This window comes from Shewanella sp. 125m-7 (genome assembly GCF_052977045.1).
In genome coordinates this window covers 187,176-201,420 of record NZ_JBRILQ010000001.1, presented here as the reverse complement: position 1 = coordinate 201,420, position 14,245 = coordinate 187,176, and the positions used below count along the sequence as shown (strand labels likewise).

General features: G+C 42.6%; 8 protein-coding genes. 4 read left to right on the top strand and 4 right to left on the bottom strand.

The annotated features are described in order from the left end of the window. Positions 1-26: 26 nt before the first annotated feature. From mazG to rlmD, 3 genes are all read right to left on the bottom strand, one after another. Positions 27-830, bottom strand: coding sequence for a nucleoside triphosphate pyrophosphohydrolase (gene mazG, locus ACVBIL_RS00875; protein ID WP_447165103.1), 804 nt, complete (start codon positions 828-830; stop codon positions 27-29). Between the two features lie 156 nt (positions 831-986). Continuing rightward, complete coding sequence (relA, locus tag ACVBIL_RS00870) at positions 987-3,194, bottom strand: GTP diphosphokinase (protein WP_447165102.1); 2,208 nt, start codon at positions 3,192-3,194, stop codon at positions 987-989. A gap of 218 nt (positions 3,195-3,412) precedes the next feature. Then, positions 3,413-4,750 carry a 23S rRNA (uracil(1939)-C(5))-methyltransferase RlmD gene (rlmD, locus tag ACVBIL_RS00865; RefSeq protein WP_447165101.1) on the bottom strand — a complete coding sequence of 446 codons (1,338 nt, stop codon included), beginning with the start codon at positions 4,748-4,750 and terminating at the stop codon, positions 3,413-3,415. 115 nt (positions 4,751-4,865) lie between these two features. Here rlmD and barA point away from each other — a divergent pair, with 115 nt between their 5' ends. Together barA and ACVBIL_RS00855 are read left to right on the top strand one after the other, a co-directional pair. Further along, complete coding sequence (gene barA / locus ACVBIL_RS00860; RefSeq protein WP_447165100.1) at positions 4,866-7,637, top strand: two-component sensor histidine kinase BarA; 2,772 nt, start codon at positions 4,866-4,868, stop codon at positions 7,635-7,637. Between the two features lies 1 nt (position 7,638). Continuing rightward, positions 7,639-8,244, top strand: coding sequence for a YjaG family protein (locus tag ACVBIL_RS00855; protein WP_447165099.1), 606 nt, complete (start codon positions 7,639-7,641; stop codon positions 8,242-8,244). A 189-nt stretch (positions 8,245-8,433) separates the two neighbouring features. On the opposite strand, the gene ACVBIL_RS00850 is transcribed toward ACVBIL_RS00855, so the two are convergent. After that, positions 8,434-9,336, bottom strand: a complete 903-nt coding sequence (locus ACVBIL_RS00850; RefSeq protein ID WP_447165098.1) for a LysR substrate-binding domain-containing protein — start codon at positions 9,334-9,336, stop codon at positions 8,434-8,436. A 136-nt stretch (positions 9,337-9,472) separates the two neighbouring features. Between ACVBIL_RS00850 and ACVBIL_RS00845 the strand changes: the two genes are divergently transcribed. Further along, on the top strand, positions 9,473-10,429 hold the full coding sequence (locus ACVBIL_RS00845; protein WP_447165097.1) for an AEC family transporter: 957 nt from the start codon (positions 9,473-9,475) through the stop codon (positions 10,427-10,429). 275 nt (positions 10,430-10,704) lie between these two features. Further along, on the top strand, positions 10,705-14,244 hold the full coding sequence (locus ACVBIL_RS00840; RefSeq protein WP_447165096.1) for an ATP-binding protein: 3,540 nt from the start codon (positions 10,705-10,707) through the stop codon (positions 14,242-14,244). Position 14,245 lies beyond the last annotated feature (1 nt).

Sequence of the window (14,245 nt, the reverse complement as noted above, 5' to 3'; positions counted from 1 at the left end):
AAACTACAATTAACTTAAAAAGTAAGTTATTTATTTGCTTCATCCTGTTTAACTCTATCCCAGTAGCCATCAAGCTCTGTTAATGTATGTTCAGTCATGGCTCGACCATCTGCTTGAGCATAGGCTTCAACACCTCTGAATCGTCTTTCAAACTTATGATTTGCTTGCCTTAATGCCTTCTCAGGCTCAACACCCAAGTGTCTTGCAAGGTTCACAACAGCGAACAATAGGTCACCCATTTCGTCTTGCACTTTTTGAGCATCAATGTTTTCTTGCTCAACTTCAAACAGCACCTCATCGATCTCTTCATGGATTTTAGCCACCACAGGGTCAAGCTCAGCCCAATCAAAGCCAACTCTAGCAACGCGCTTTTGAATTTTAATCGAACGTGATAACGCCGGTAAACTCAGTGGAATATCATCCAATACCGAATTTAGTTCGCGCTCGCTGCGCTCATTGGCTTTTAACTGCTCCCAGTTTTGCTTAATTTCAGCAGTGCTAGTTGTGGCTAACCCCTCAAACACATGTGGATGACGGCGCGTTAATTTATCGCAAATACGCTTAACCACGGTATCGAAATCAAATAAGCCCTGCTCTTTGCCCAGCTGGCAATAAAACACCACTTGAAATAGCAGATCGCCTAGCTCGTCAGGTAGCTCATCAAGCGCCATTCTCTCGATGGTATCGGCAACTTCATAAGCCTCTTCAATCGTAAAAGGCACTATGGTTTGAAAATCTTGCGCTTTATCCCAGAGGCAACCTGTTTGTGGATCGCGTAGCTTTTGCATTATTGCGAGCAAAGGCTGGGTATCGCCAACGTGCTTAGTCATTCATTATTCCTTGAGCAATCTTGCTTAAAATATTACAAAAACATGAGCAGGCTCAGCCTAATATGCAATACCGTTTATACCATTAAAAACGGCAACCTCAGTTGCCGTTGTATTACGTTGCTATTGTGTCTTAGTCGTGTGCCTAGCTATATCGAATTAGAGCCTACGAGCCTGCATGACCCCATCGACCTGATTTATCTTGGATATCACTTTAGATAAGCCATCAAGATTATACAACTCAAGCTCTAACTCTATGGTTGCAGTTTGGGTTTTAACATCAGAGGTTGAACTGAGTGCCATCACGTGAGTTTTTTCAGCCGCTAACACCGAGGTTAAATCCCTCAGCAAACCTGAGCGGTCATTGGCTAAAATACTTAATCGAATTTTATAACCACCTGAATAATTCTCGCCCCACACCACTTCAACTGAACGTTCAGGTGAGGCGCGGACTAATTCTTTAACTTGGTCGCAATCGGCTCTGTGTACTGAAATACCGCGACCCTTAGTGATAAAACCAAAAATTTCATCGCCTGGCACCGGCTGGCAACACTTAGCAATATGGCTCATCAAATTACCGACACCATTGACTTCGACTTGGCCTTTTGCCTTTTTAATCGACTTGCTTTGGCTCTTTTTAACTAAGTCTTCAACCGCTGCTTCATCACTTAAATCTTTAGTGCGCAGACGACTCTGAACATGATTAACCACTTGGTTAAGGCGGATATCGCCCCCACCAATCCCCGCAAGCAGATCATCCATACTGACGAGATTAAAACGCTCAACAGCAGAATGGGCATCTTTAACATGCAACTGGCTTTTGGTTAACTCGGCTTCAAGCATCTCTCGGCCAGCAACGATATTTTTATCTCTATCTTGCTGTTTAAACCAGTGCAGAATTTTCGACCTTGCTCGAGAGGTGCGAATATATCCTAAATTCGGGTTCAACCAATCACGCTTCGGGTTTGGATGCTTAGAGGTGATGATCTCTATACGCTGACCCGTCTCAACTTGATAAGTAAACTGCACGATACGGCCATCGACTTTAGCACCAATACATTTATGGCCAACATGCGAGTGAATGTAATAGGCAAAATCAAGTACTGTTGAGCCTAGGGGCAGGTCAACGACCTCGCCGCTAGGGGTAAATACATAGACGCGGTCTTCAAATACCTGACTACGCACTTCATCCACTAAGTTACCGCTTTCGGCTACATCTTCTTGCCACTGCAAAATTTTACGCAGCCAATTGATCTTCTCTTCATAGCCACTTTGTTTGCTATTGGCGCTACCCTCTTTATATTTCCAGTGCGCTGCCACACCCAGCTCGGCATCTTCATGCATCTGCTCGGTGCGGATTTGGATTTCAACCGTTTTATCTTCAGGCCCGACAACAACGGTATGAATTGACTGATAACCGTTTGGTTTAGGGTTAGCCACGTAGTCGTCGAACTCTCGCGGAATATGCTGCCACAGCGTATGCACCACGCCTAGCGCGCCATAACAGTCTTGTAAACGATCCGTCACGATACGTACAGCCCGCACATCAAACAGCTCATCAAATGTAAGCTGCTTGCCTTTCATCTTCTTCCAAATACTGTAAATATGCTTTGGTCGACCGTATACTTTTGCACGGATCTGATCTTTATCTAAACGAGACTGAAGCTGGCTGACAAAGTCATCGATAAAGGTTTCTCTATCGAGGCGCTTGCCATCAAGCTGCTTAGCAATATCTTTATAGGTCTGTGGGTGCAAGTAGCGGAACGAAATATCCTCTAGCTCCCACTTAAGCTGACCAATACCTAAGCGGTTCGCGAGCGGTGCATAGATATCGGCAATTTCACGGGCAACGAGCACTTTAACTTCTTCGTCGGCGTTCTTTATTTCGCGTAATAAGCAGATACGCTCGGCAAGCTTAATCACCACCGCGCGCACATCTTCCACCATGGCCAACAACATCTTACGAATATTGTCTATTTGCGGTTCGCCATTACGAGTTTGATTATCAATTTTAAGCGCGCCAATGGCATTCATGGTCTCAACACTTGACACCAAGACGGCTAACTTAGCGCCAAACTCTTCTTCAACATCAGCTTGAGTAATAAGCCCTGCATCAAATACCACAAACAAAATAGCTGCTTGTAAGGTTTCAATATCCATATTAAGCGGCGCGAGGATCTCAATCATCTCGCGCGCTCGTTTAAGCACGGTAACGCTCGCCTCTTTCTTTTGTCCCACGAGCAGTTCGACCCGTTCTATTAAGGTCAAAAGAGTTTGAGCTTCAGAAGCATCACTTATATAACGTTGCACCCATTCTTCTAATTGAAAATCAGGGTCGCTAAAATGTGCTTCACGAACAGATACCATGCGATTTAATTCCTTTACATGCAGTAGATAGCGCCTAACAAGCACTTAACACTATCTTTTATATTCATACGCTCTATCTTCAGCATTCAGCGTTTATTGTCAATCAACAAAAGCTGACAATTGCTACTTTAAACACCGATAGAACCAGAGTTTCATCAATCAGAGCGCTAAGTCCGCCTAGAGTTCCCAAAAATTCTGGTTTTATACGTAAATGGTGGTTATTTCTCCAGCTCAAATAATGCCATCGACTCTAAGTGATGGGTTTGAGGAAACATATCAATTAGGCCAATCTTTTTGAGCTGATAACCTTGCTTCAAAATCACTTCACTGTCGCGTGCAAGACTGGCAGGATTACATGAAACATACACTAATGCTTTGGGTTTGAGCTTCTTCAGCGACTGCATGCTTTCATAAGCTCCTGCGCGAGCCGGATCGATAAGCATCTTGTCTACTTTGCCAAGCCAAGGCTCTTTGGATAGATCGGCGCTCAAATCAGCATGGTAAAAAGACACATTATCTAAACCGCTTAATTTGGCATTCACTCTCGCTTGAGCAACCATTGCGGGCACGCCCTCAACACCAATCACCTCTGCGCCATTTTTAGCTAACGGCAGGCTAAAATTGCCAATACCACAGAATAGATCTAACACTCGCTCGCCTGCTTGAGGGGATAACCATTCAACCGCTTGGTTCACCATAGCTTGGTTCACAGTGCTATTTACTTGAATAAAATTACCCGGCGAGAAATTGAGTTTTGTTTGGCTATTTTCAAAACCATAATAAGGCTGTTCGCCCGTGCCATTAAGATGCTCACACTGGCTGTCATCATCTTGCAGCAGCACGATGACATCGTGCTTATTTGCAAACTCGACTAAACGCACCTTATCTTTATCGTTTAGGACTTTAGTGACGCGTAATACGACAAAGTTACCGTTATCAGCTTGAGTTAACTCTACGTGACCCAGCGCTTTTTTACCGCTTAACTGATTAAGCATAAAGGCAAGGTCTGGGATCAACGCCGATAAAGGCTCAGCCAACACAGCACAAGACTGGATTTCAACCACATCACTGCTACTGTTTGCTCTAAATCCAAGGCTTATATGCTTGGTATTTTTATCATACCAAGTGGCTAAGCGTGCTCGTCGGCGGTAGTGCCATGCGGCGGCGCTGATCGCTTCACAAATTTCGCTTGCCTCAGCCTGAGCAAACTTATTCACCAAATCGACTAACGTACTGGCTTTATGTTGGCGCTGCGCTTCAATCTCAAGATGTTGTAAATCACAACCACCACACTTACCAAAATGCGGGCATTTAGGCTCAACTCGCTGCGCCGACACCTTGTCAACTTTAAGTAACTTAGCCCGAGAGAACTTCTTTTTTTGCTCGGTTAATTGCACCGACACAGTCTCATCGGCTAATGCGCCATTAATAAAGACTATTTTTCCATCGTGGTGGGCAATCCCCGCACCCAGATGGTCAAGTTGAGTCACCTTCAAAGACAACTTTGACGATAATTGCTTAGATCTATTTGGTTTTGCTTTAAAAAATTGTGCCATTTTGCTCTCTAAATAGATAAAAAACTGGCCAAAACAGGTTAATATCTGGCAGTCTATCGATTACTCACATTATATTAAATGGTAACCCATACAAAGAATGAATGATGCCAACAATATGACCAAATACAGCCTACGTTCGTGGGTTCTGGTATTGGCGTTAGCCCCAACAGTATTAGTGGGCATCTTATTGGGTGGCTATTTTACCATAAATAGATTCTATGAACTTGAAGATACGCTCATAGAACAAGCAAGTAATATTATTGAGCCCCTAGCCATTGCCGCAGAAGTTGGACTTGAAAATAAAGATTTCGAGACAACAAAAAGACTTATCACCTCAGCGCAATTAAATAAAGCCTCCCTGGTGCAATTTATTGCTATTTTTGATGATAACAATCGGGTCGTAGTCACTTCACACCATTATAAAAACCACGAAGTCATGCGGTTCGACAAACCTTTAGACTCGTTACTGCGTACCGAACTTGAGCAAGTTGGAGATAGCATGATTTTGCGTGCGCCAATTTTTAAGAGTGGCAATGTTTCTCCACAGGGCGTTAATCAAAATCAACAAGCGGGCTCTGACATTATAAAAATTGGCTACATTGCCATTTTAATCAATAAAGAAAATGCGCTACTTCAGCAACACAGAGCCGCTGTAGCGGCTTTTATTATCGTCTTAATCGGTGTGCAGCTAAACCTATTCTTTACCTTCCGTCTGGTTAAAAACGTGACTCAGCCCATTACTGAAATGGTACGTGTCGTTGCTAAAATCCGTGAAGGCAAACTCGATACCCGCGTAAAAGGTAACTTAATTGGTGAGCTTGACTTGCTAAAGCGCGGTATTAACGCCATGGCAGGCTCCTTGTCGGAGTATCACGATGAGATGCAGCAAAACATCGATCAGGCAACCTCTGACTTACGTGAAACCTTAGAGCAGATTGAGATCCAAAACGTTGAACTCGATATGGCTAAGAAGCGTGCCCAAGAAGCCAGCCGCATTAAGTCTGAGTTCTTAGCTAACATGTCTCACGAGCTAAGAACACCACTTAACGGTGTGATTGGCTTTGCCAAGCAACTATTAAAAACACCATTACACTCAAGCCAGCAAGACTATATTCGTACCATTGAGCGTAGCGCCACCAACTTATTAGGGATCATCAACGACATTCTCGATTTTTCTAAACTCGAAGCCGGTAAAATGGTACTTGAGAACATTCCCTTTTCTCTGCGCGAAACATTAGAAGAAACGGTTACCATGTTATCGAGCACTGCCCGTGAGAAGGATCTAGAGTTAGTTATCGATGTCGATTCTCGCATTCCAGAAGACGTCACTGGTGACGCTATGCGTTTTAGCCAAGTCATCACTAACTTAGTCGGTAACGCCATTAAGTTTACCGATAAAGGCAGCGTGCAGTTAAAACTGCAACTTGAAGAGATAAAAGATCAAAAAGTTCACCTGCGTTGTGAGGTCATAGACACAGGCATAGGCATCGATGAGCAGCAACAATCGTCACTATTCCAGGCATTTGGTCAAGCAGACTCATCAATATCCCGCCGTTTTGGTGGTACAGGGCTAGGACTTGTTATCACCAAACGATTAGTGAATCGTATGGGTGGGCAGATAGGCTGCTACTCAGAAGTTAAACAAGGTTCAACCTTCTGGTTCTCTCTACCGTTAAATATCAGCCAATACACTATTAACGATGCGCTGCCGCTAGCGACACTCGAGGGAAAAAGCATTCTCCTATTTGAACCGAGTAGCCTGGCACGACATGCCATAGAGCGAATGTTACAGCGCTGGGGACTAAAGGTTTCCATCGCTAAAAATATCAAACAGCTAGAGTTTATTATTACCCAATCAAACCCTACTTTTGATTATGGACTAATTAGCTGTCGTGCTGTTGCTGCAACTCATCAGCCCGCTACGGTACTAAAACTTGTAAAGTCTAAAATCGATTACCTGCTGCTAATTTCTAATTGTTCCGAGCAAGAAGAGATCTTTTCCCAAATACGAACCTATATCGATAAGCAAGTTTCTATGCCCGTTGGAGAGCGACAGCTGTCAAACTCACTTCTCGATTCGCATTCGAGCTTAATGACCCAAGCACTGTTCCCTATCGAGTCAACACTCACGCCAGCAAAACGTGAAAACTTAAGTGTTCTTGCCGTCGACGATAACCCTGCGAACCTAAAGCTGATTGATACCTTGTTAAAAGAATTAGTGACTCAAGTTCAAGTCGCCGATAATGGTGAGTTAGCCGTTAAGCTCGCTAAAGAACGCAGTTACGATCTTATCTTTATGGATATTCAAATGCCGGGTACCGACGGTATTACCGCCACCAAACAGATAAGACATAGCTCTTCTAACCGTAACACACCGATTATTGCCGTTACTGCTCATGCTATTGCCGAGGAGAGAGAACGTATCTCTTCCAGTGGTATGGATGGTTATTTGCCAAAACCTATCGATGAGGCTGCGTTAAAAGGGGTCATCACTCGCTGGAAGACCAAACCTAAGTTTACTCACTTTGATCAGCGCACATTAAATTGGGATCTTTGTTTGACCCAGGCCAATAACAAGCCAGACTTAGCCTTAGACATGTTAAAGATGCTGTTAAAGTCTTTACCAGAGACAATTGAACAGATAGAACAGGCTCTTTCAAGTTCAGACAATGATAAAATGCTCGCTTGCATCCACAAGCTTCATGGAGCTTGTTGCTATTGCGGCGTGCCGACTACGCAGAATCTTTGCCGAGAAATAGAGTCTGGATTAAAGCGCGGCTTGACAATAGACGATGTTGAACCAGAAATACTAGAGTTACTTGATGAGTTAACTAAGGTAGAATCTGCCGCTAATCAAGTGATCTCCCAGCTATCAGTGGATATATAAGATGACAAACAAACAGGGATTTTTTAAACGTTTAAAAGCATTAGAGTTACCTCAGAAAAAGCTTTTTGCGGTTGCCCTATGCCAGCGCATGCTGCCTAACTACCAGCTTTTCTCTGAAGTATGCGAATTTGGCGATCCTAAAGTACTCGACACCTTGCTAAACCTACTTTGGCAGTCGATGTACGATAACAAGCTTAAGCTCAACATAGATATCTATCTTGAACGCCTTGAAGTCAATACGCCAGAGCCTGCGGATTTTGATGTTTATGGTGTGTACCCAGCGATGGACGCTGTTGTTGCGCTAACTTCGCTTATCAGTGCACTACAGAGCAAGGTTGAAGAAGATATTGTCAATATCAGTAAATTGTCTTCAGCGACTGTAGCTAACTATATCGAAGCGACTTGTGAGCAAGAGTTTAACAATGAAGATGCCTTAGATGATTACATCTTCGCCCATGAAGTGATGCAGGAAGAAAAAGAGATGCAAAGCTCTCTGTTAGACATCATTGAAGAGAACCCAAACATGAAGGCCGAGTTTATTAAAGAACTGCGCCGAGAAATTGTTGAAATTGGTGTTTCTAACATTGGTATCGAAGCAAGTCGATAAGCTAAACATACCCGTTTAACTAAGCGCACACTGGTTCACACCCGTGCGCTTTTTTATTGGCGGTTTATCATCGCAAGCCTACAACTCACATTGAAAGCCGCCGCTTTCAGACCCTGAATTAAAACAGAGACTTCAAGCTAAGACTAAAGTTATCAAGCCCAAAAATACTGCACTCTTAGGTCTTAGGCCTCAACTCTGCATTGAAAATAGGCTATCCGCCTTCGACTGCATAAATTCTATAAACAGTTTAACCTTTAACGGCTGATGGCTACGTTGATGGTACAAAATAGATATCCGTCGTTTCTCACCGTTCCACTCAGGTAATAATGCTTCAAGCTGACCCGCTGCCAATTCCTTTTTGACGAATAGTTCAGGTCCGTAAAGAATACCGCCATTATCGATGGTCGCCTCCACCGCGCCATGTAAGTCACTTAATGTCAGTTTAGCTTTACCATCATAATAGAAAGACTCGCCATTGGAATGCTTTAGCGACCAGTTATACAAGGGCCACACTTTAATTAAGTCATGATTTCCCAACTGACTAGGGTGGCTTAATTCAGGCGCGCGCGATATATATTGCTTTGATGCAAATAAGCCATAATTGAGCACACCGAGCGAACTTGAGATCCAAGATGAATCAGGCTGTGTCCCTCCGACAATCGCCACATCGACGCCTTCATCAATTAAGTCGATGACGTTATTGTTTTGCGCAATATGCAATTGAATATCAGGATAAGCTTCACAAAACTCATTCAGCGTCTTAATAAAAATCATCGAGATAATCGACACCGGGGCAGCAATGCGTAGCGTACCCTCAGGCTTATCTACCGTTGATCCACTGATACCGTCAAACTGTGAGATGATAGATTGATACTGCTGAAACAGCGCTATGCCCTCTTCGGTCAGTCTCAGTTTACGCGTATTGCGCATTAATAGTTGCTTATCTAATACGGTTTCCAACTTAGTCAGTTTACGGCTCACGGTCGCAATTGGCATATCGAGCTCTTTGGCCGCTTGAGAAAAACTCCCCGCATTAACCAAGTGCACAAACTGATAAATTAGCTGTAATTCCAAACCAAAGTTGGTACTCATCGATATAAATCCTGCCGTTCAAAACAATTAAAACCGTCGAGATTGACCTTAGGTCAATAGTACACCAATGCACAACTATGATAATGTGTCAGCTCAATAATATACGTATTCCCCTGTTCTTGAAGTCGAATAATTTATGCCAGCGACGTTAACGCCACTCCTTGCCGTATTCGGTATGATGCTAATTGGTTCCTTAGTACAGAAGTTAAAACTCTTACCCGCTGAAACCGATCAGGTGCTAAATCAATACGTCTACTATATCGCCTTTCCTGCCATCATGCTGATCACCCTAGCGCAAACACCGATAAGCAATATTCTTCATTGGGGTTACATCGCAGGCTTTAGCTTTGCCATGTTCATAAGTTATGTTATCACCTATATAGGCTCTGTGTTTTTCACCCCTAAGCACAGTGCAGTAGCGACGATGCGCGCCTTAAATGCAACTTTTGGTAACACCGCATTTATTGGTATTCCTTTAATGGCCATGCTATTTCCTCAACAGCAAATAGCTCTCGCGGCCGCAGCCATTGCCAGCCTACTGTCAGTCGTTATATTTGCTGTTTCACTCGTGTCTTTGGAAATCATCAGTAATAAGCATCAAGGATCAGCACTTAAAATAATGATATTAGCGCTAGCTAAAAACCCCATTGTTGTGGGGAGCTTAATTGGGATCAGTTTGTCGGCCCTATCAATAACACTTCCAGACAGCCTTGCGTTGATGATCCGTCAATTTGGAATGACATCAAGTCCTTGTGCACTGTTTGCTATTGGAATGGTACTTGCCAAATCGGGACAGTATCAAGACTCATCACAACTCATAAGCCTTAAACAGGCAATTGATATCAGCATCATCAACATAGTGAAGCTATTTATTCAGCCGCTATTTACCTACCTACTCATGCTCTGCTTCAATGTGGAGCCCAAGCTTATTGCCATGGGAGTGATACTGGCAGCCCTGCCCACAGCAGCAAGTGTTTACCTATTAGCCCAAAGGTATCAGACTCAAGTCATTACCAGTGCACAAGGGATCTTACTTGGTACCTTAGTCACCTTCGTGAGTTTGCCCTTACTGGAAGCTTTTCTAATCGGCTAAATAAGATTACGAATAAATAGGCTACTTAAGTGTTATCGATAGACGGCGTAGAATGCTAAAGGCCAAAATAACAATCAACAATCAACCACGCCAAAGCAATTAACAAAAAAACACACAAAACCAACCAGTTCGAGCACTTTAAACAAAATAGACTTACTTTAGCGATTAAAGATCGTGATGCTCATTTTATAAAGAATATTTACCTTAAAAATAGCTTGGTTAAAAAGTGATTTGTAGATTATTATTCGCCCCCTTTTTTCTCAACTGCTCAAAAAATGACAAAGCTCGCTGTTTCCTTCTTGTTAATTATGACCTTATTAGGTTCACCATTCGTACAAGCTTTCGAACTTGCACCGCAAGATAAAACCTTTCTACAAAATAAGAATGTACTTGTCGTTGCTATGCCTAGCGCGGGTCTTCGTACGCACTGGAACATGGCGTCATCAGAGTTTCAAGGACGATACTCTGAGTACATCATTGCACTAGGTCAGCAGCTAAATATCAAGATAGAATTTCGAGAGTACAATAGCTTAGATAAACTTCTTGGGGCGATAGTCTCAGGAGAAGCCGACTTATCCCTTGGGTTTTCGTCAACCGTTGAGCGAGAAAAGAGCTTACTCTTTTCAGTACCTGTATTTAAAAACTACCAGCTAAAATGGCTGCGTAACTCGACTTATCGTAACACCTCGCCATCTGACATGAACTGGGTATGCATTAAAGACTCATTTTCATGTGAAGCCACGGCAAAGTTTAGCGTTAAATCTCTGATTAAAGTCGAGTCATTAGATAGCTTGATACATCATTTATCGACAGGGAAAGCCGATGGCGCGGTGATCCAGTTTAGTGCTGTTCACCATTACTATCAAACTGTAGCGGTCGGTGATTGGCTAGGTGACATAGTCTTTATTGAAGATACAGAGCCGGTCTTATCGTCATTTGTCACGGCTAAGAATAATCCAACGTTAATGAAGATATTGAATCAATATCAGCAAGTGCACCAACATGGTCTCGCCATACAACCTTTTAACTTTAACAACCTAAGCTTATTGCACAATGAATTAGCTCTTGAAGCAATCTATCAGCATTACAACAGAAAAACGATTCACTATACGATCGAAGAAGACCTTTATCCCCTGTCATATATTCAAGAAGATACAGGTGAAATCTCAGGCTACATTCATGACATCATGAAGATCTATGCCCTTAAAACTGGTTTGAATTTTGAATATGTGTACCCAAACGGACGCGATGTTGATGAGATGCTCGAACAAGCTATTGTTGACTTTATTCCCGGACGCTTTACTACTCAGCCCAGTGATATTTCTACGCAACCTTTTTACACGGTAAATTGGTCGACCATACGTACCACCAAGCCATACGTTCAAACTAAAGTGGCAATATTAGCTCGTACCAACCATATATCCATACAAGATACGTTTAGCTTCCTTAGCAATACACCTGTCATATATTCTGATTTTACCAAGCTAAAAAAAGATATTAAAAACGGTGACATCACCCATGCTTACATTCCAGAAAGCATTGCCCAGCAATATCTGTACTACGGAAATGGTGAAGACTTCGAGTTGATCATAGATGAGCAACCACCACTAAAAAGTCTCATGAGTATAACGCTGAACTCAACATCATTTGCCCTAAGAAATATGCTTGATGTCGCTATCGCCATCACCACAGAAAATGAAATATCGTTAGTGGTTCAACATCACGAAAAGATCCACACATTGTATGGCTATGATAAAAAACAAACAATTAACGCGATTATATTACTATTAATATTGGTGGCCATCTCAATTCTTGTGGTTTTCTTATGGAATAAAAAACTAAAAGTATACTTGTCCGAGGCCATCGCCAACGGCAAAAAATCTAACGATGAAATGCTGTGGTTAATCACTATATTAAATAGCTTTCCTGGCATGGTGATTATTTCAGACGCCAAGGGTAAGCCGTTATTGTCTAATCAGGCATATAACGACTACATAGCAAATGCAGCGCCTTGCTCCTTTATCGATATTGAAATAGCTCATAGATCAAATATGACTAATGAAGGGCTAGCAACAACGAGTAATGAATGCTTCATTGCAGGCAAGTATTATCGTGTTTCTCGAGAAGTGGTGCATCATAATGATGGCCAAGCGTATCATATTACTGTTTTTACAGACTTTACTGAACTTAAAGCGTCAAAGCGGCAAGCTGTTGAAGCCTTAAAAACCAGAGAGTCATTTTTAGCTATTATCAGTCACGAGTTGAGAACACCTTTAGCCGCAATGATGGGCTTAATGGAATTGCTCAGCCCTGAATTGAAGTCATTAAAGAATAAAGAGTTGATGAAAAACGCTCAGGCTTCTGCTGAACGATTGAAAGGTTTAGTGAACGATATATTAGACTTTTCAAAAATGGAAGCGGACCAACTACAGCTGGATAGCTACAACAGCAGCTTATTTGAAGAGCTAGGCTCGACTCTTAGGCTTCTGGCTGCAAACATAAAGTTTAAACAAGTTAACTTTATTCTTGATTGGCAACCCACCACCTTATGCTGTGCTGAATTAGATTGGTTACGCCTTAGTCAAATAGTCAACAACCTAGTCAGTAATGCAATTAAATTTACCCAACATGGATTTATTAAGGTCTCTGTTAGCAATACCAGCAATGTACTCTCATTAGTTATTGAGGACAGTGGTTGCGGTATGACTCCCGAACAACAACAGAAGCTATTTCAACCGTTTGTGCAAGCTGATGCCAGTATTAATCGAAAATACGGTGGTTCAGGACTTGGTATGTCAATTGTTCAGCACCTAGTTGAATTAATGGGCGGGCAAATAACGGTAACAAGTGAGTTAAATCGAGGCACTAAAGTGACAGTAAATTTGCCTGCAGAATTTACTGCTTTAGATCTTGCCCTTATCAGCGAGGCGTATGCTCATGATGAAGCGATTAAAAACTGGCTTACCCTATGGGGCGTCACCCTGAATCAAAATGCAACTGGGGTACTGACAGTCGAATCTACAGCAGAAGCGAACAATATCTACCCCGATCTGTTATTAAGACAAATTTTGCGTTCTAACCCGCACAGCAAAGCGCTAGCTGATGCAAAAAATAAAAGATACCTAGGTAAAGTTTTAGTTGCCGATGACGACGCAATTAACCGTTTCTTATTGCAAAATCAGCTTAGTAAGCTTGGCGTAGACGTTGTAACCGTTAACGATGGTCTAGAGGCACTGCTTTACTTAGCCGCCAATAAAAATAACGTATCACTACTGATTACAGACTGTCATATGCCAAACCTAAATGGCTACGATCTCGTGCGCCAGTTGAGAGCGAAACCGGAGTTTAACAACTTACCTATTGTTGGCTGCACTGCAGAGGACTCACGTCTGGTAGCAGAAAAAGCACACCAAGTTGGTATGAGCGAAGTGTTATATAAACCTTACTCTTTCATCTTGCTTAGCGAGGTTTTGGGCCGTTACTGCGTCGAGCAAAGCAATGACATGAATCAAGAGGTGCTCGAATGGCTACGTGACTATAGTGCTGAGGAACAACTTGAATTGTCTGCCGTCGTCAGAGATTCATTACTGGCAGATAAAACTGATCTCGTAGAAAAAAACATCCCCTTGTCAGCACTTGGACACAGGATTAAAGGGGCAGCAAATGCACTGGGCTTAAATCAATTGGCCACAGCGGCGGCCAACTGCGAAACGGTTGCCCCCAATGATGTGCCAGAAGCCATAAAGCGAATTGTCAGCGAGATAGATACTATTGTGAACGCGATTAATCGATGGCTCATTGAACAGAATCAATAAC